At 67.7% G+C, this 17711-nt stretch carries 15 protein-coding genes; 5 read left to right on the top strand and 10 right to left on the bottom strand.

The genetic code is table 11. From position 1 onward, the window contains the following. Nucleotides 1-91: 91 nt before the first annotated feature. From DYS74_RS15030 to DYS74_RS14995, 8 genes are all read right to left on the bottom strand, one after another. Entirely contained in the window at nucleotides 92-1033 is a 942-nt protein-coding gene (locus DYS74_RS15030) for a choline kinase family protein (protein ID WP_121534504.1), read from the bottom strand. Beyond that, nucleotides 1030-1980, bottom strand: a complete 951-nt coding sequence (locus DYS74_RS15025; RefSeq protein WP_121534503.1) for a phosphotransferase family protein — start codon at nucleotides 1978-1980, stop codon at nucleotides 1030-1032. Before DYS74_RS15025 ends, DYS74_RS15030 begins: the two co-directional genes overlap by 4 nt. Then, nucleotides 1977-3263, bottom strand: coding sequence for a Zn-dependent hydrolase (locus DYS74_RS15020; protein WP_121534502.1), 1287 nt, complete (start codon nucleotides 3261-3263; stop codon nucleotides 1977-1979). Before DYS74_RS15020 ends, DYS74_RS15025 begins: the two co-directional genes overlap by 4 nt. Beyond that, on the bottom strand, nucleotides 3256-5112 hold the full coding sequence (locus tag DYS74_RS15015) for an ABC transporter ATP-binding protein (RefSeq protein ID WP_121534501.1): 1857 nt from the start codon (nucleotides 5110-5112) through the stop codon (nucleotides 3256-3258). Before DYS74_RS15015 ends, DYS74_RS15020 begins: the two co-directional genes overlap by 8 nt. 1 nt (nucleotide 5113) lies before the next feature. Then, nucleotides 5114-6022 carry an ABC transporter permease gene (locus DYS74_RS15010; RefSeq protein ID WP_121534500.1) on the bottom strand — a complete coding sequence of 303 codons (909 nt, stop codon included), beginning with the start codon at nucleotides 6020-6022 and terminating at the stop codon, nucleotides 5114-5116. After that, nucleotides 6022-7002 carry an ABC transporter permease gene (locus DYS74_RS15005; protein ID WP_121534499.1) on the bottom strand — a complete coding sequence of 327 codons (981 nt, stop codon included), beginning with the start codon at nucleotides 7000-7002 and terminating at the stop codon, nucleotides 6022-6024. Before DYS74_RS15005 ends, DYS74_RS15010 begins: the two co-directional genes overlap by 1 nt. A gap of 63 nt (nucleotides 7003-7065) precedes the next feature. Beyond that, nucleotides 7066-8640: an ABC transporter substrate-binding protein gene (locus DYS74_RS15000; RefSeq protein ID WP_121534498.1), complete on the bottom strand. Its 1575-nt coding sequence runs from the start codon at nucleotides 8638-8640 to the stop codon at nucleotides 7066-7068. A gap of 74 nt (nucleotides 8641-8714) precedes the next feature. Further along, on the bottom strand, nucleotides 8715-9509 hold the full coding sequence (locus DYS74_RS14995; protein ID WP_121534497.1) for an inositol monophosphatase family protein: 795 nt from the start codon (nucleotides 9507-9509) through the stop codon (nucleotides 8715-8717). A gap of 259 nt (nucleotides 9510-9768) precedes the next feature. On the opposite strand from DYS74_RS14995, the gene DYS74_RS14990 reads away from it, so the two are divergent. Then, nucleotides 9769-10533, top strand: a complete 765-nt coding sequence (locus DYS74_RS14990; RefSeq protein ID WP_121534496.1) for a DeoR/GlpR family DNA-binding transcription regulator — start codon at nucleotides 9769-9771, stop codon at nucleotides 10531-10533. A gap of 370 nt (nucleotides 10534-10903) precedes the next feature. Here the strand turns inward: DYS74_RS14990 and DYS74_RS14985 are convergent, their stop codons facing one another. Beyond that, nucleotides 10904-12217: a hypothetical protein gene (locus tag DYS74_RS14985; protein ID WP_121534495.1), complete on the bottom strand. Its 1314-nt coding sequence runs from the start codon at nucleotides 12215-12217 to the stop codon at nucleotides 10904-10906. A gap of 8 nt (nucleotides 12218-12225) precedes the next feature. Then, nucleotides 12226-13515, bottom strand: coding sequence for an NAD(P)/FAD-dependent oxidoreductase (locus tag DYS74_RS14980; RefSeq protein ID WP_121534494.1), 1290 nt, complete (start codon nucleotides 13513-13515; stop codon nucleotides 12226-12228). A 215-nt stretch (nucleotides 13516-13730) separates the two neighbouring features. Here DYS74_RS14980 and DYS74_RS14975 point away from each other — a divergent pair, with 215 nt between their 5' ends. The 4 genes from DYS74_RS14975 (at nucleotide 13731) to paaA (ending at nucleotide 17695) form a co-directional block, all read left to right on the top strand. Further along, nucleotides 13731-14390, top strand: coding sequence for a GntR family transcriptional regulator (locus DYS74_RS14975; protein WP_121534493.1), 660 nt, complete (start codon nucleotides 13731-13733; stop codon nucleotides 14388-14390). A 70-nt stretch (nucleotides 14391-14460) separates the two neighbouring features. Then, nucleotides 14461-15303, top strand: a complete 843-nt coding sequence (locus DYS74_RS14970; protein ID WP_121534492.1) for a PaaX family transcriptional regulator C-terminal domain-containing protein — start codon at nucleotides 14461-14463, stop codon at nucleotides 15301-15303. 173 nt (nucleotides 15304-15476) lie between these two features. After that, a complete protein-coding gene (pcaF, locus tag DYS74_RS14965) occupies nucleotides 15477-16679 on the top strand; it encodes a 3-oxoadipyl-CoA thiolase (RefSeq protein WP_121534511.1) in 1203 nt (400 codons plus the stop codon). 17 nt (nucleotides 16680-16696) lie between these two features. Further along, the gene (paaA, locus tag DYS74_RS14960; RefSeq protein WP_121534491.1) at nucleotides 16697-17695 is read left to right on the top strand and encodes a 1,2-phenylacetyl-CoA epoxidase subunit PaaA; all 999 of its coding nucleotides are present in this window, start codon (nucleotides 16697-16699) and stop codon (nucleotides 17693-17695) included. Nucleotides 17696-17711 lie beyond the last annotated feature (16 nt).

Genomic DNA, 17711 nt, shown 5'->3' with positions numbered 1-17711 from the left:
CCGCTCCGGCGTTGCCGCCGCCATCACCGCGGCAAGCGTGCCGAAACGGAACCGCTCGCCGCGCGCAACTGCCTGATATCCCATCACCGCCTCACAGGTTGCGCAGATGCGTGGGCCAGTCCGGGTGGCCGGTGATCTGGCGGAAACGCATCAGCTTCCATACCCCATATTTATGGAAGTCGAAATCGAGGCGCGAGACTTTCAGTTGCACCATCGACCACAGCGCCCATTTCACATCCGCCAGCGCCTTGTGCACGGTGACGCGGGCGACGATGTCGCGCCGGACCTCGCCGAAATAGTCCTCGATCAGCTCGAGCTCCTGCTCGGGCGTGAAGAACATCTCGCCGAACCAGATGCCGAGGTCATAGCAGCGATCGTTCATCGAGGCGTATTCATAGTCGATCAGCATCACCGAGCCGTCGGGGCCGATCATGAAATTCCCCGGCATCGGATCGTTGAACGAGGGCACCAGATCAAGCCCGGAAGCCTCGAGCGCCTGCCGCGCCAGACCGGCGTTGAACATCACCCAGGCCTCGTCGCGGTAATGCGGCGCGCCGAGGTCCGCCACCTGCGCGGCGTGCTCGTCGATCATGTCGAAGACCGTCTTCGTCAGGCCGAGCGCGGGCATGCCGTGCATCCTGCGATAGGCCGCGATCGCCGCGCGCCGCTTTGCCGGATCGGCGAAATCGCTGTGCGTCGAGGGCCGCCGGTCGGGCAGGAAATCGTTGATCTCGATGCCCTTGTGCGCGAGGTCCTCATAGACCCGCGGCCCAAGCCCCGCCGCCGCCGCCTTGCGCGCGGCATCGAAGGCCGCAACGCGGTCGATGAACATCTCGGTGCCGTTGCCCGGCACCTTCACGAACCAGTCGCCGCCACCATCGGTGGCGGTGACGCGCCAGTTCTCGTTCGAGATCCCGCCCGAGACCGGGCCATAGACCATCCCGTGCCCGCCGCGGAACAGCGGCGCCTCGAGGATGACGGCCTCGATCGTTTCCTCCATCGGCGTCGCCGCCGTGCCCAGAGGTTTCATCATGCCTGCCCCCTGACGATGCGGATCTTTTCCTCGAACCCCGGATGGTTCAGCGCAAGGCGCAGCCGCATCAGCCGCCATTCGCCGTATTTCTGCCATTCGACGCCGCCGCGCACCGAGCGATGCGCCTGCAGCCGCGACCACAGCCCGTGCAGCATGTCGTCGACAAAGGACCACAGCCGCGCGCGGGCAAAGGCCACCGCGTCGAAGCCGCCCAGATAGGCGACGAAGCCGGGCATCATGTCGGTCTCGAAATCGGTGACCTCGGCCAGCAGCGCGCCGACCTCGTAAAGCGGGTCCATCATCCCGGCCCGGTCGAAGTCGATCAGCCGCACGCCGCCCGGCCCGACCAGCAGGTTCGAGGCCGATCCGTCGTTGCGGCAGGGCGCCAGAACGGCGTCGTCCATCATCGGTTCGCACAGCGCGATGACCGCGCGCAGCCAGCCGGTGTCGGCAGGCAGCGGCGCGCCGATCGCGGCAAAGCCCGCGATCAGCCGGTCGATCTCGGCGAAGGGATCGAAGCGGTGCGCAAGCGGCGCGGTGGCCTGCAGCGCGCGCAGCGCCGCCATCGCGGCGGCCAGCACCGCCGGATCCTGCAACACCGCCTGATTGGCCCCGCGCCAGCCCGCGGCGGGCAGCAAAGCCTCCATCGCGATCGCCCCGGCCCCGGCATCGGCCCAAAGCACGCGCGGACCGACGCCCGCCGCACCCGCGGCGCGGGCAAGGCTCATCGCCGCCGGCAGATCGAAGCCCGCCCGCATCTCGGGGTGCATGACCTTGACAAAGACCGGCCCCGTGGGCGCCTCGACGAAGACCGAGGCGCTTTCAAGCGCCTTGTAGCTGGGCGAGGCAAGCGGCCCCGGACCGGGCGCGACCGGCGCCCCCCCGGGCAGGCCCGCAGCCCGGCAGGCGGCGGCCAGATCGTCAGATGTGACCAGCGCCCCCGTCATGCGTTCGCCCCCACGGCCTTGTCGAGATCGCCGCCCGCCTGATCGACGCGCCGCACGATGTCGACGAAGACATCGCAGCCCGCCGCCAGATCCTCGGGCGAGGTGTATTCGTCGTTGCGGTGGATCACCCCGTTGACCGAGGGCACCGCGATGACGATCGCCGGCAGGATCGCGTTCACCGCAACCGCGTCATGGCCGCCGACGGTGTCGAGCTCCATCCGCGGATAGCCGAAGGCATCGGCGGCCTGCTCGGTCAGCTTCACCAGCCGCGGATCGAACCGGCCCGCCGGGCGCTCGTCGATCGCCGCGATCTCGGCGCTGACATTCGCCTGCGCGGCAAGCCCCGGCAGCGCCTTGCGCAGCTCGCCGAGCGACCAGTCGAGCATCGCCTGTTCGGGCGAGCGCAGCTCGGCGAAGAGGATCGCCTTGCCGGGCACGATATTGGGCGAGTTCGGCGAGATGTCGACCCGCGCCACCGAGGTATACAGCGTATCGGCCGCAGTCTCGGCCAGCTCGCGCACCTTGGCGATGATGAGGGCCGCGCCGAGAACGGCGTCCTTGCGCTCTTCCATCGGGGTCGGGCCGGTGTGGTTCTGCTCGCCGGTGACCTCGATGCGGACCTTGTAGGCGCCCCAGTGGCGGGCATAGGGGGCGATCCGGGCGCCGGCCTGTTCCATCTTCGAATCCCCCTCGATGTGGATCTCCAGATAGAGGTCGGGCTTCGGCATCACGCCGGTGCCGTTGAACCCGGTGCGCACCAGCTCCTCGCCCACGCTCTTGCCGTCGCGGTCGCGCCGTTCGAGCGCCCAGTCCCGCTCGACCAGCCCCGCCCAGACCGAAGAGCCGAGAAGCGAGGGCTGAAACCGCGCCCCCTCCTCGTTCATCCAGTCGGCGACGACATAGTTGCATTTCGGCGCGATGCCCTGCGCCGCGGCAGTCGCGCGCCAGGTTTCGACGGCCGCCAGCGCCGCCATCACGCCATAGGCGCCGTCGAAGCGACCGCCCTTCGGCTGGCTGTCGAGATGCGAGCCCAGCATGACCAGCGGCGCGTCAGGCCCGGCCAGATCAATGCGGCCGAACAGGTTGCCGATGTCGTCGATCACCACGGTATAGCCGCGCGCCGTCAGTTCCGAGATGAACCAGTCGCGCGCCGCCTTGTGGGCGTCGGTCAGCACCGGACGGTCGACCCCGCCATCCCCGGTCGAGCCGAATTCGGAGACCTTATCCATCAGGGTTTGAAAGAGGCCTGCGTCGATCTGCGCGAGCTCAAGGGTGTCAGACATCGGATTTCTCCATCGGTTCATCGAAAGTCACGGAAGGGTCGGGAACGAGGAAACAGGCGGCGAGCGCCTGCCCCCCGCGGGTGCGCAGCGCCGGGTTCTCGGCGCGGCAGCGAGCGGTGACACTCGGGCAGCGCGAGGCGAAGGCGCAGCCCGGCGGCAGGTCGATCGGGCTCGGCGGTTCGCCGTCGAGCAGGCAGTCCTCGGGCCGGTAGCGGCGCGGTTCGAGCGTCGGCGCGGCGGAGAGCAGCGCCCGGGTGTAGGGGTGACCCGGCTCGAAGAACAGCCGCTCGTTCGGGGCCACCTCGACGGTCTCGCCCAGATACATCACCGCGATGCGCGAACAGACCTGCCGCACCATCGTCATGTCATGCGAGATGAAGATATAGGTGAAGCCGTGCTGCGCCTGCAGCCGCTCGAACAGATCCAGAAGCTTGCCCTGCTCGGTCTGGTCGAGCGCCGAGAGCGTCTCGTCCATGATGAGCAGTCGCGGCTCCAGGATCATCGCGCGGGCGACGTTGAGACGCTGGCGCTGGCCCGCCGAAAGCCCGGTCGGCAGGCTCTCGTAGATGTCGGCGGGAAGCCCCACCTCGCTCATCACCGCGCGGGCGCGCTCGCGCCGCTCGGCCGGGGTGCCGATGCGGTGGATCTTCAGCGGCTCCTCGAGGATCGCGCCGATCGCGCTTTGCGGCGGCAGCGAGCCATAGGGATCCTGCAGCACCAGCTGGAACTTGCGGCGCAGCTCGCGCAGGCGCGCCGGGCTGGCCGCGCCGACATTCTCGCCCTCGAACAGGATCGTGCCGCCATCGGGGCGTTCGAGCCCGGTGAGCAGCCGCATCAGCGAGGACTTGCCGCAGCCGGATTCGCCCACGATGCCGAAATTGTCGCCCGGGAAGACGTCGAAGGTGACGTCGCGCACCGCCTGCACCAGCGCCTTGCCGCTCTTGCCGCGGGTCTCGTAGGCCTTCGAGACGCCGTTGACCGACATGATCGCGCGCTGGTCGCGCCTTTGGCGCTCGTCGCGCCCCTCGGGGCCGCCCTGCCACAGCGTCGGCAGCTCGGCGATCAGGGCGCGGGTATAGCCGTGTTCGGGCCGGGTGACGAGGGCCGCGGGCGCCTGTCGCTCCACCACCCGGCCCTGATGCAGCACCATCACCTCGTCCGAGGCATCGCAGGCCACCGGCAGCGAGGAGCAGATGAACAGGATCGCGGTAGAGAACTCGGCGTTGAGCTCGCGCATCAGCTTGAGGATCTGCGCCGCCACGGTGACGTCGAGCGGCTGCGTGATGTTGTCGGCGATCAGCAGCGCCGGGTCCGAGATCAGCGCATCGACGATCATCGCGCGCTGCATCATGCCGCCCGAATACTGGAACGGGTATTCGTGGAAGCGCCGCGCGGCGGCGGGGATGCGCACCGCTGACAGCAGCCGGATCGCCTTGTCCTTCGCCTCGGCGGGGGTGATCTCGGGGCGCACGGCGCGCAGCTTCTCGACCAGCTGGGCGCCCACCGTCATCGTCGGATCGAGCGCACCGGCCGGGTTGCCGCCGACATAGGCGATCTCGCGCCCGGCCAGGCTGCGCGCGTGGATGGGATCGGCCAGCAGGTCGCGGCCGCGAAATAGCACCTCTCCCCCGGTGACCCTGAGCGGCGCGGAGAGCCAGTTCGCGATCGTGCGGGCGAGCACCGTCTTGCCGGACCCGCTTTCGCCGATCACCGACAGGATCTGGCGCGGCGCCAGATCGAAGGAAATCCGGTCGAGGATCGGGCGCAGCGCACCGCCCCCTTCCTCCGCCGCGACCGACAGATCGCGCACCGACAGCAACACCTCGTTCCGGACCATGTCGAGCGACATCTCACGCACCTCCGTAGATCGCGTTGCGGGCGCGTTCGAGCGCGGCGCCCATCAGGTTGATGCTGGTCAGCGTCAGCACGAGGAACACGCCGGGCATGGTGGCGATCCACCAGGCGTTCATCAGGTATTTCCGGCCGTCGGCGATGATGTTGCCGAAGGTGGGGGTGGGCGGCTGCACGCCGAGGCCGAGAAAGCCGAGCACGCTTTCGAAGATCATCATCCGCGCGATGTCGAGCACCGCGACGAAGCACATCGGCGGCAGCACGAGCGGCAGGATCAGGCTGAACATGATCCGCAGATCAGTGGCACCCAGCACCATCGCGCCGCGCACGTATTCCTTCTTGCGCTCGGCCATCACCGTCGAGCGCATGACCCGCGCATAGACCGGCCAGCCCGCGAGGCCCAGCACGACGATGATCGCCGGGATCGTCGGACGCGAGACGCCGAGAATGGTGATCGCGAGGATGATCATCGGGATCGACAGCTGGGCATCGGTGAGCCGCATCAGCACGGTGTCGACCCGGCCGCCGTAATAGCCGGCAAAGAGCCCGACCATCGCGCCGATCAGCACCATCAGGACCGTCGTCGAGATCCCGATCAGCAGCGAGTAGCGCAGCCCGACGAGCGCGCGCGCCAGCATGTCGCGGCCCAGCTGGTCGGTGCCGAGCGGATGCGCCCAGCTCCAGCCCTCGCCGAGGAAGAGCGGCGGCAGAAGCTTTTCGCGGATCGCCATCTTCAGCGGGTCGATGCCGCTCAGCCACGGATAGAACAGCGTGGCCAGCAGCAGCACGGTGAAGACGACGAGGCCGATGCGGAACTCGACCGAGGAGAGCGCGAGCTGCCAGATCCGGGCGGAAACGGTCTTTTCCCGGACAGCGGCGCGGGGCGGGGTGATGTCGATGCTGCTCATCAGTAGTCGAGCCTCGGGTCGATGGTCGTCGCCAGCAGGTCGACGACGATGTTGATGAGGACGAAGGCCGCGGCGGTGACGACGGCGATGCCCTGGATCAGCGGAAAGTCACGCTGCATCACGGCATTGATCGTCAAGAGGCCAAGCCCCGGATAGTCGAAGATGAATTCGATCACGAGAACGCCGCCCAGCAACATCGAGAACTGCACGCCGAGCAGGTTCAGAAGCGGCACCGCCGAGTTTTTCATCGCGTGGCGAAAGACGATCTGGTTGCGGGTCAGCCCGCGCACCCGGGCGATGTCGATGAAATTCTGCCCCATCACCCCGGCGACCGAGACCGAGAGGTTGCGGATGATGAAGGGGGCAATCTCGAGCGCCAGCACGAAGGCCGGCAGGATCGTGTAGGCAAAGCCCTTGTAGCCGATCGCCGGCAGCAGGTTCAGCTTCACCGAAAGCAGCAGAGCAAGCACGATGCCCAGCCAGAAGTTCGGCAGGCTGACGAGCAGCGAGGACAGATAAAGCGCCAGTCGGTCCGGCAGCCGCCCCGGGTTGAGCCCGCCCCAGACCCCGATCGGCACCGCGATGATCAGCGCGAAGACCATGGCCAGAAGGGCAAGCTGGATCGTCTTCGGCGCGGTCTGCGCGATCAGGTCAAGCACCTTGGCGCGCTCGGAGCGGGTGCTGTCGTCGAAACTCGCGCCGCCGACCGCCGCGCCATTCGCCGGGCGCACGAAGCTTTGCCCCAGATCGCCTTGCAGCACGCCGCCGACATAGCGGCCGAACTGCTCGTAGATCGGGTCGCGCAGGCCCATCTCGGTCGCGATCTGCTCGATCAGCGCCTCGGGCGCCATGCCGCCGGCCATCAGCCGCACCGGATCGCCGGGGACGATGCGCAGCAGGGTGAAGATCAGCGCCGAGACCAGGAAGACGATGATCGCCCCCTGGAAGAGCCGGCGCACGAGGAAACGGAGAATGGGCATCGACTGCTCCGGGCTTCGTGGCTGTCGGGGAAACCGGGGCCGCCTGCGCGGCCCCGGCAGGGATCAACCGAGCGTGGTCTTCGAGGCGTCGCTCAGCCCGTCGGGGTAGATGAACAGATCCTGCACATCGGCGCGCATGCCGTGGATCAGCACCGAGGTGAACAGGCTCAGCGCCGGAACCTTGTCGGCCAGCATCGGCATCAGGTTGGTCTGCAGCGATTCCTTGCGCGCCTCGAGCGAGGGGGCGTTGCGCTCGGCATCGAGCGCCGCGTCGATCTCGGGGTCCTCGATGCCGCAGATCCGCTTCGAACTCGAATGGAAATGCGTGCGCAGCACCAGGTCGGGCTCGGGCGAGCCGGTCGACCAGCCGCAGTCGACCATGTGGCCCGGGCCGCCGCCGGGACGGTCATAGAGGCGCTCGTTCCAGGCGGCGACCTCCATCACGTTCAGCGTCACCGGGAAGCCCTGTTCCTGCAGCATCGCGGCGATCACCTCGCCATATTCCTTGGTCTTCGGATAGAAGCCGGTCGAGGTGATGTATTCGAGCTCCGGCAGGCCCTTGCCGCCCGGGAAGCCCGCCTCGGCCAGCAGGCGCTGGCATTCGTCGGGGTCGTATTTCGGATAGTTCGGCAGGTCGACATAGCCGAACTTGATCGGCGAGATGAAGTTCGACGAGGCATGCCCGGCCGAGCCCATCACTTCCATGATCATGTCGCGGTCGATCGCATGGGCGGCCGCCTTGCGCAGGCGCGGGTCGTTGAACGGCGGTTTCGAGCAGCGGAACCACAGGTACTTGTTCTCGACCGAGACGAGGCGCGAGAGCTTGATGCTCTTTTCCTTTTCCAGCGTCTCGACCTGTTCCGGTTCGAGACGTTCGATGACGTCGGCCTGGCCGTTCATCAGCGACAGCATCCGCGTGGTCGCATCGCCGACGAAGGAGAAGGTGACGCCCGCGATCTTCGGCGCGCCCTTGAAGTAGCCCGGGAAGGCCTCCATCACCGTGTCGTTGCCGCGCTGTTCGACGAACCTGAACGGCCCGGTGCCGTTCAGCCGCTGCGTCAGCGCGCCCTTCGGCCCCTCGGCCACGTCCTTGGCCGACAGGATCGGCAGATAGGAGGCGAGGAAGATGAACAGCGAGGCGCCGTAGCCGCCCTTCGAGGTGTCGACGATGACGGTATAGTCATCGGGGGTGGTGATCTCGAAGCTGCCGGTCGGGCCGGGATAGACCTGCTTCGGCCGGTCGGGCTGCGCACCATAGTCGAAGGTCGCCTTCACGTCCTCGGCGGTGAAGGGCTTGCCATCGTGGAAGGTGACGCCCTCGCGCAGCTTGATCTCGAGGTGATGCGCGTCGATCTCGCGGATCGAGGTGGCAAGCTCGTAGATCACCTCGTCGGGGTTTTCGGGGCGCATCGGGGCCCGGGTCAGGAAGCCCATGACGAAGCCCTCGATGTTCGACTGCGACAGAGTCGTGTGCGAGGTCGGGTCCCAGTTGCCGGTGATGTTCTCGGCCGAGAGGAAGGTCAGCGGCCGCATGTCCGCGGCGCGGGCCGAGCTGAAGAGGAAGTCGGGGTTGATCCGGGGCGCGGCGAAGGCCGCCCCCACCATGGCGCCGTACCGAAGGAACTGTCGTCTTTCCATGCTGTCAGTCTCCTGTTGGGTCTTGTGGTTTTTTGTGTGTTTTTCGGTCTTGTCGTCTTGGGTTGGCGTGATCGTCACGCCGCCTGTGTCGCGCGCAGCCCGGCCAGCCGGTCGAGCATTGCCGCATGCAGTTCCGGGGTGGCCGAGGCCAGCACATCGCCGCGCGAGGAGGTGCTCAGCTCGCCCCCCTCCCAGTCGGTGATGACGCCCCCCGCGCCGCGCACCACCTGCACCACCGGCAGGTAGTCATAGGGTTCGAGGCCGGTCTCGAGCACGAGATCGCACCAGCCCGAGGCGAGCAGCGCATAGTTGTAGCAATCGCCGCCGAAGCGGATCATCCGCACCGTCTCGCGCAGCATCTCGAACACCGGTGCCTTCGGGCCAGTGAACAGCAGCGGGTCGGTGGTATAGGCAAAGGCCTCGGCCAGATCCTTGCGCCCGCTGGTACGGCACGGCACGCCGTTCAGCGTGGTCTGCTCTCCGCGCAACCCGCACCAGCGCTCGCCGGTCACCGGCATGTTGATCATCCCAAGGCAGGGCTTGCCGTCCTCGAGCAGCGCCATCAGCCCGCCGAAGAGCGGATGGCCGGTGACGAAGCTCTTCGTGCCGTCGATCGGATCGACCACCCAGACATGCGGCCGGTCGAGGTTCACCGGCCCCTCTTCCTCGCCATAGATGCCGTGGTCGGGATAGGCGGTGCCGATCCGGGCGCGCACGAAGGCCTCGATGCCGCGATCAGCCACCGTCACCGGGCTGTCGTCTGCCTTGTGCTCGACGGCCAGCGGATGGCGGAAATGCTCCCGCGCGATCCTGCCCGCCTCGTCGGCGGTCTCATTGGCGAAATGCAGCGCCTCTGTCAGGTTCAGCATGATCGGGTGCCTCTTCAGTTCTTGTGGAATCATTGGGTCTTGCAGGCAGATTGCAGCAAGGACACCGCGGAAAACCACAAAAAACAAAAAGAAGAGCACGTAAATCCATAAGTTGACTAATATATCCGCAAGGAATCTCCTCATTTGCCAATTAAATGCGCAAAAAACACGACAAAAGACACAGTGATGCACATAAACGCAAAATCGATGACGCCCCGCCATGCACATGCTACAGGTCATGAAACGAAGGAGAGCAGCGATGTGGGCGCATGAACGGAAGTCGAAGATCCTCGAGATCCTCGGGCGCGACGGCAAGGTCTATACCAACACCCTCGCCCAGCTCTTCGATGTCTCGCGCGAGACGGTGCGGCGCGACCTGCTCGAGATGGAAGAGGACGGCGACATCCTGCGCGTGCATGGGGGCGCGATGCAGCGCCGCGCCGACCTTGCCCCCGAGCCAGCCTTCCACGAGCGGCGCGGGGTGCAATCCGAATTCAAGACGGCGATCGGCATCTGCGCCTGCGATCTGATCCCGCCGGGCTCGACCCTGTTCATCGATGCCGGCACCACGACCCTTGCCTTCGCACAGGAGCTTGCGCGCCGCGGCAACATGCGGATCATCACCAATTCGATGGAGATCGCGCAGATCACCGCGCCGGTCGACAGTTGCGACACGCTGCTGCTGGGCGGGCGGCCGCACAGCGACGTGCCCGCAACCTATGGCGAGATGACGCTCGCCGAGATCGACCGCTTTCTGGCCGATTTCGCGGTGATCTCGCCGGTGGGGCTGCATCCGGCCCGCGGCGCCACGGATTACGAGATCCACGAGGCCGAGGTGGCCCGCACGATGATGCGCCGCGCCCGGGCCTGCATCATGCTGTGCCATGCCGACAAGATCGGCGTGGAAAGCCGGGTGACGATCTGCCGCCCGGACGAGATCGACCATCTGGTCACCGACAGCCGCGCCCCCGTCGACCTGACGCTCTCGCGCGGCAAGGTGCATTACGCAAGGCCCGCTCTCTGAGACGGCGCGAGACCGCCGTTGCCCGGAAGATCCGCACGGCGCGGACCGCGGGCGCGGTCTTTGCGGTCGTGCACGCCGTCAGCCGATCCTGAAATCCCCCATCGGGCGCCGCGCCTGGAACAGAACCTGGATCGTCTGGCGCTGACGTCCTGACCGGGCATGTCCGACAGCCCGGCATGAAGGTTGGCGTCGACGCCGAGATCGACCGCGCGCCTTCGGTGTCCGGGCCGCAGATGGGAGATGCGCTTGATGGCCGGCCCGCGAGTGCTTGCCCGCTTGGGGGACGTGTTCGTCGTCCTGCTCGCGACGTGCGCGGCCCGCGCAGAGCCTGACGCTTCGCGCAAGCGCGGCGCAGGGCGACGAGGTGTTCTCAGCCCTCGAGGTAGCGCGCGCGTTCCTCGGCGCTGACGGCGCGGGCGAGCGCGGCATATTCGTGCCGGCAGGTCGCGGCGAAATTCCCGACGAATTCGGCGCCGAACAGGCGCTTCGCATCTTCCGACACCGCCAGCCGGTCGGCGGCCTCGATCAGGTCGCGCGGGAAGCGCTCGGCGCCCTCGGGGATGAAATCGGGATGGGCGTTTTCGGATTGCGGCGGCACCGGCAGCTGCCGCTCGATCCCGTCGAGCCCGGCGCCGAGCATCAGCGCCATCACCAGATAGGCATTGGCATCCGAGGGCGGCACCCGGAATTCGAGCCGCGCGCGGTCATTCGCGTTCGGCGCCGAGCGCACCGCCACGGTGTGCGGCTGCTCGGCCCAGGTCAGCGCCTTCGGCGCCCAGCTGCCCGGCGCCAGCCGGCGGAAGGCGTTGACGCTCGAGGTGCAGAGCGCAAAGGCCTGCGGCACGATCTGCATCATCCCGGCGACGAACTGCCCGGCCAGCGCGGTGGTGCGCCCGTCCTGCGCGGCGAAAAGGTTGCGCCCCGTCGCCCTGTCGCGCAGGCTCATCGTGCAATGGCCGCCGGTGCCGGGCAGCCCCTCGCCGAGATAGGCCATGAAGCTTGCCGTCTTGCCCATCTTGCGGGCGAAGGCGCGGGTCGCCATGCGGAAGAACGAGGCGTCGTCGGCCGCCTTCATGCCGGCGGCGCGGCCCAGCGTGATCTCGAAGCAGCCCGGCCCGAGTTCGGTGCCGACGGAATAAAGGGCGATGTCATGACCCTCGACCTCGGCCTGCAGCCCGGCGAAGAAATCGGCATGGACGGAATGGGTGACGCCCGACCAGCACTTGTGCCCGGGGTTGAAGCTTTGCAGGCCGCGAAAGCCCTTCTCGCGCAGCGTGACATCGGTTTCCTCGAGGATCAGCGCCTCGTATTCGAAGGCGGCCTCGACCTCGAAGCCCATGGCGGCGGCGCGGTCGAGCTGACGGCGCAGCACCGCGCGCGGCATCAGCGGCGCCTCGGTGCCCTCGTATTCGGCGATCAGCGTCACCGCGCCGGGCTCCGACGGGTTGCGGCGGATCGAGCCCGGGTCGATGCGCACCTGCTGCGGAAAGAAGCGCTCGCCGGTCCACAGATCGTCGGTCTGGTCCCAATAGGGCAGCACGTTCGAGAAGCGCGGCTCGGTCGCCCACTCCTCGAAGGCGGGGCGCGAGAAGCGGCGCATCCGGAAGATGGAGGCATAGTCGAATTGCCCGACTTGGACGATTTTCGCGTCATGGGCGTTCAGCGTGTCGATCAGGTCGTTCATGGTCTCTCTCACCGCAGGCGCTCCTTCAGCGCGAACCAGGCCATGCCGAGCGCCAGCGCCTGATGGGCAAGCCGGGCCCCCATCGGCAGGCGCAGGCGGCGCACGGCGTCGAAAACGTCGAATTCCGCCATCGTGCCGGTCATCGCCTTGGCCATGATCTCGGCGACGATATGCGAGGTGGCGATGCCGTGGCCGGAATAGCCTTCGGCATAGAAGACATTGGGCGCGATCCGGCCCAGATGCGGGATCCGGTTCGGGATGATCCCGGCCTGTCCCGACCACTGATAGTCGATCCGCACGCCCTTCAGCCGCGGATAGGTGCGCTCGATCGCCGGGCGCAGCTCGGCGGCAAGGTCGCGGCTGTCACGGCCGGTGTAATTGGTGCCGCCCCCGAACAGCAGCCGCCGATCGGCGGTCAGCCGGTGATAGTCGAGGATGAAGCGGTTGTCGTAGATCGCGATGTCGCGCGGGTTGATCGCGCAGGCGGTGGCCTCGGGCAGGGGCTCGGTCGCGACGATGCCGAGCGAGGCGGGAAACAGCGCGCCGCGCATCCGCCCCTGCGCCAGCCGGTGATAGGCGTTGCCCGCCATCAGCACCATGTCGCAGCGGACCCGGCCAAGCCGGGTGCGCACCAGCGGCCGGGGGGCGTGCTCGATGCCCTCGACCTTGCTGTCCTCGAAGATCCGCACCCCGAGCGTGGCCGCCGCCTGCGCCTCGCCGCGCACGAGGTTGAGCGAATGCACATGCATGTTGCGCCGGTTGTAGACGCCGCCGAGATAGATCGGGCTCTCGACCAGATCGCGCAGCGCCTGTCCCTCGACCCAGGAGACCTCGTCGCCCATGCCGCGGGCCGCGGCCTCCTCGGCCATCGCGCGCAGCTCGGTGACATGGGCGGGGCGCATCGCCGCCTGCAGGTGGCCGGGCTTCAGGTCGCAGGCGATGCCGAAACGCGCGACGCGGCTGCGGATGATGTCGTGCCCGCGCCAGCGCAGCGACCAGATGTAGTCGTCAGCCCCGTCGCCCAGGCTGCGGCGGAATTCCTTGCGCATCGCGGTGTCGCCCGAGAGCGAGCCGGTGATCTGCCCGCCGTTGCGCCCCGAGGCGCCCCAGCCGATCCGGTTCGCCTCGAGGACCACCACCCGCAGCCCGCGCTCGGCCAGCTCGATCGCCGCGTTGATCCCGGTGAAGCCGCCGCCCATCACCACGACATCGGTGTCGATCTCGTCCTCGAGGCGCGCAAAATTCGGGCCGGGCAGGGCGGTTGCCGCGTAATAGGAGCCTGCATGCGGTTCAGCCAAGGCGTTGCCCCCCCTGCGTCAGGGGATGGTCTGTCGCGCCCGCCGCGGGGCATGTATCTTTGGGGCGTCGGAAGCGGGGGGCTTCGGCGCGGAATCGGATCTGGGTCATGGCATGTTTCGGTGTTGGTCTGTCACATGTTATAATACATAGACTGATGATATAACAAATACCTTCCGGCCTTTCGCGGTCTCCCAGATGCACGGGTGATGAAAAAATGAGCAACTACCAGCCGGATACCGTCGCCGACATGGTCCATGGCGAGCTGCGGCAGCAGATCTGGGGCGGGGCCTTCCTGCCGGGCGACCGGGTGTCGATCCGGGCGCTGGCGCTCGAACGCGGGCTGAGCGTGATCCCGGTGCGCGATGCGGTGCGCCGGCTGGTGGCCGAGGGCGCGCTGTGCTTCGTCGACAGCCGCACCATCGAGGTGCCGCAGCTGAACCTGGCCAATCACCGCGACGTGCTCTTCGCGCGCTCGCAGCTGGAACCGGAACTCGCGCGGATGGCCTTCGCCATGCTCGACCAGACCGATCTGGAGTTCCTCGTGGCGATCGATGCGGCCATGGACGCGGCGATCGCGGCGCAGGACATCCCGCGTTACATGCAGACGAATTTCGAGTTTCATTTCCGCATCTATCGCAAGGCCGGCTCGCCCACGCTGCTGCGCCTGGTCGAGGCGCTGTGGCTGCAATACGGGCCGTCGATGCGCTACATCGCGGCGCAATACGGCACCGATCCGGGCACCGTCGATCACCACAAGAGCGTGGTCGCCGCGCTGGAACGGCGCGACGGCGCGGCTTTCGTGCAGGCGGTTCACGACGACATCGCGCAGGGCATGGCCTTCATCTCCCGCGCCGGGCTGAAGGCGCCGGACTGAGGCGGCGGTTTGACTTGGCGGGCCGCGCCGCCTATGCGAAACGGTCGCAATCATCCGCGCAGAGGGGGCCATGACGCAGGGCGAAGCTGTTGCAGAACTGACCGCGGGGCTGACGGTGACGGCGGCCTCCTTCATCGTCACGGTCTATGGCGACGTGGTGGTGCCGCGCGGCGAGGTTCTGTGGATGGGCAGCCTGATCGGCATCTGCGCCCGGATCGGCATCAGCGAGAACCTCGTGCGCACCGCGACCTCGCGCCTTGTCGCGGCCGGGCGGCTGGAAGGGGAGCGGGCCGGGCGGCGCAGCTTCTACCGCCTTGCCCCCGCGGCGCGCGCCGAGTTTTCCGAGGCGGCGCGCCTGCTCTATGCGCCCCGGTTGCGGCCTGCGGGCTGGCTGGTTCTGGCGGCCGAGGACGTCCCCGAGGAGACCCTGCGGCGGTTCCATCTGGCGCGCATGGGCGGCGATCTGTGGATCTGTCCCGATTGGGGCGAGCTGCCCCCGGGCGCGGCGCTGGTGCTGCGCAGCCCCGGCAATGATCCGGCGCATTGTCCGGGCCTTGCCCGGTTCTGGGATCTGACCGGGCTTGCCGCGCGCTATGACGCGATGATCGCCCGGTTCGGGCCTCTGGCCGCAGATCTGCGCGCCGGCCGACGGCTGGCGCCGGCCGAGGCGCTGACCGCGCGGCTGCTGCTGGTGCATCTCTATCGCGGGGCGCTGCTGCGCGACCCGCTGTTGCCCGAGGCGGCGCTGCCGCCGGGCTGGAGCGGGGCGGCGGCGCAGGCGCTGTTCCGGCAGCTCTATCTGGATCTGACGCCGGCCGCCGAGGCGGAGATTGCCGCGGTGCTCGAGGATCAGGATGGTGCCTTGCCCGCCGCCACGCCGACAAGCGCGGCCCGGCTCGACAGCCTGAGATAACCACCATGCGCGGCGGCCGATCCCCGCGCCGGCAGGGGGCTGGCTTAAAACATTACAAGATGTTGGCAAAATTGCTTTGACATGTATTGTTTCGATGATATTCATTGACCGTGCGGTCGGCGAATTTGGGAGAATCGTCGGCCTTTCCGGGAAATGCGAAGGAGCGAGGCATGTTGGACGCCTTCATCTGCGATGCTGTGCGCACGCCGATCGGTCGTTATGGCGGGGCGCTGGCGCAGGTTCGCGCCGATGATCTTGCGGCGCTGCCGCTGGCTGCGCTGATGGCGCGCAACCCGCAGGTGGACTGGTCGGCGGTCGACGACCTGATCTATGGCTGCGCCAATCAGGCGGGCGAGGACAACCGCAACGTCGGCCGCATGGCGGTGCTGCTCGCGGGCATGCCGGTCGGCGTGCCGGGCACCACGGTGAACCGTCTGTGCGGCTCGGGGATGGATGCGGTCGGCATGGCGGCGCGCGCGATCAAGGCGGGCGACTGCGACTTCGTCATCGCGGGCGGTGTCGAGAGCATGTCGCGCGCCCCCTTCGTGATGCCCAAGGCCGAAAGCGCCTTCTCGCGCACGAATGCGGTCTATGACACCACCATCGGCTGGCGCTTCGTGAACCCGAAGATGCAGGCGCGGTTCGGCGTCGACAGCATGCCGCAGACCGCCGACAACGTCGCCGCCGATTTCGGCATCTCGCGCGAAGATCAGGACGCTTTCGCGGCGCGCTCGCAGGAACGCTGGGCGGCGGCGCAGGCGGCCGGGATCTTCGCCGAGGAGATCGTCCCGGTGACGATCCCGCAGAAGAAGGGCGCGCCGATCGTCGTCGACACCGACGAGCATCCGCGCCCGGGCACCACGGTCGAGATGCTGGCGAAGCTGCGCGGCGTGAACGGGCCGGATCTGTCGGTGACGGCCGGCAATGCCTCGGGCGTCAATGACGGGGCGGCGGCGCTGGCGATCCTGTCGGAACAGGCCGCGCGCGCCCAGGGCCTGACGCCCCGGGCCCGGATCGTGGCGATGGCCGCCGCCGGGGTCGAACCCCGGATCATGGGGATCGGTCCGGCGCCTGCCGCGAAGAAAGTTCTGGCCCGCGCCGGGCTGAGCATCGGGCAGATGGACGTGATCGAGCTGAACGAGGCCTTTGCCAGCCAGGCGCTGGCCACGCTGCGCGATCTCGGCCTGCCCGACGATGCGCCGCAGGTGAACCCCAATGGCGGGGCGATCGCGCTGGGCCATCCGCTCGGCATGTCGGGGGCCCGTCTGGTCACCACGGCGATGTATCAGCTCCACCGCACCGGCGGGCGCTATGCGCTGTGCACCATGTGCATCGGCGTCGGCCAGGGCATCGCCATCATCATCGAACGCGTCTGAGGGAGGAGAAGCCAGCCATGTATGCACAGCTTGTGAAATCCGAAGGGGCCAAGCCCCGCGAGGAAATGACCCCGGAAGAGATCGCCTTCCAGGAGCGCATCGACCGCGGCGAGAAGATCGAGCCGAAGGAATGGATGCCCGAGGGCTATCGCAAGACGCTGATCCGCCAGATCGGCCAGCACGCCCACAGCGAGATCGTCGGCCAGCTGCCCGAGGGCAACTGGATCACCCGTGCGCCCACGCTCGAGCGCAAGGCGATCCTGCTTGCCAAGGTGCAGGATGAGGCGGGTCACGGCCTCTATCTCTACAGCGCCGCCGAGACGCTCGGCGTGAGCCGCGACGAGCTGCTCGAGAAGCTGCACAGCGGCAACATGAAATATTCGTCGATCTTCAACTATCCGACGCTGAACTGGGCCGATATCGGCGCGGTCGGCTGGCTGGTCGACGGCGCGGCGATCATGAACCAGGTGCCGCTGCAGCGCACCTCCTATGGCCCCTACAGCCGCGCGATGATCCGCATCTGCAAGGAGGAGAGCTTCCACCAGCGGCAGGGCTACGACATCATGATGAAGATGGCCGCGGGCACGCCCGAGCAGAAGGCGATGGCGCAGGATGCGCTCAACCGCTTCTGGTATCCGGCGCTGATGATGTTCGGCCCCTCGGACAAGGACAGCGTCCATTCGGCGCAGTCGATGGCCTGGAAGATCAAGATCAACACCAATGACGAGCTGCGGCAGAAATTCGTCGATCAGACCGTGCCGCAGGCGAAATACCTCGGCCTGTCGATCCCGGACGAGAGCCTCGCCTGGAACGAGGAGAAGGGCGGCTGGGATTTCAGCGAACCCGACTGGTCCGAGTTCTTCGCGGTGATCGCCGGCAACGGTCCGTGCAACGAGGAACGGCTTGGCGCCCGGGTCAAGGCCTGGGAGGACGGAGCCTGGTTCCGCGACGGGCTGATGGCCCATGCCGAAAAGGCCGAGGCCCGCCGCCGCGCCGCCCGCGTGGCCGCCGAGTAACCGATCGCGGGCGGTT

The sequence above is a fragment of the Paenirhodobacter hankyongi genome (assembly GCF_003664585.1).
Taxonomy (GTDB): Bacteria; Pseudomonadota; Alphaproteobacteria; order Rhodobacterales; family Rhodobacteraceae; genus Rhodobacter; species Rhodobacter hankyongi.
This window is presented reverse-complemented; position numbering and strand designations above follow the sequence as displayed.

Coding starts and splice junctions, on each gene's coding strand:
- DYS74_RS15030 (WP_121534504.1), bottom strand. CDS start 1,033: ATGATGAAACCTCTGGGCACGGCGGCGACGCCGATGGAGGAAACGATC.
- DYS74_RS15025 (WP_121534503.1), bottom strand. CDS start 1,980: ATGACGGGGGCGCTGGTCACATCTGACGATCTGGCCGCCGCCTGCCGG.
- DYS74_RS15020 (WP_121534502.1), bottom strand. CDS start 3,263: ATGTCTGACACCCTTGAGCTCGCGCAGATCGACGCAGGCCTCTTTCAA.
- DYS74_RS15015 (WP_121534501.1), bottom strand. CDS start 5,112: ATGTCGCTCGACATGGTCCGGAACGAGGTGTTGCTGTCGGTGCGCGAT.
- DYS74_RS15010 (WP_121534500.1), bottom strand. CDS start 6,022: ATGAGCAGCATCGACATCACCCCGCCCCGCGCCGCTGTCCGGGAAAAG.
- DYS74_RS15005 (WP_121534499.1), bottom strand. CDS start 7,002: ATGCCCATTCTCCGTTTCCTCGTGCGCCGGCTCTTCCAGGGGGCGATC.
- DYS74_RS15000 (WP_121534498.1), bottom strand. CDS start 8,640: ATGGAAAGACGACAGTTCCTTCGGTACGGCGCCATGGTGGGGGCGGCC.
- DYS74_RS14995 (WP_121534497.1), bottom strand. CDS start 9,509: ATGCTGAACCTGACAGAGGCGCTGCATTTCGCCAATGAGACCGCCGAC.
- DYS74_RS14990 (WP_121534496.1), top strand. CDS start 9,769: ATGTGGGCGCATGAACGGAAGTCGAAGATCCTCGAGATCCTCGGGCGC.
- DYS74_RS14985 (WP_121534495.1), bottom strand. CDS start 12,217: ATGAACGACCTGATCGACACGCTGAACGCCCATGACGCGAAAATCGTC.
- DYS74_RS14975 (WP_121534493.1), top strand. CDS start 13,731: ATGAGCAACTACCAGCCGGATACCGTCGCCGACATGGTCCATGGCGAG.
- DYS74_RS14970 (WP_121534492.1), top strand. CDS start 14,461: ATGACGCAGGGCGAAGCTGTTGCAGAACTGACCGCGGGGCTGACGGTG.
- paaA (WP_121534491.1), top strand. CDS start 16,697: ATGTATGCACAGCTTGTGAAATCCGAAGGGGCCAAGCCCCGCGAGGAA.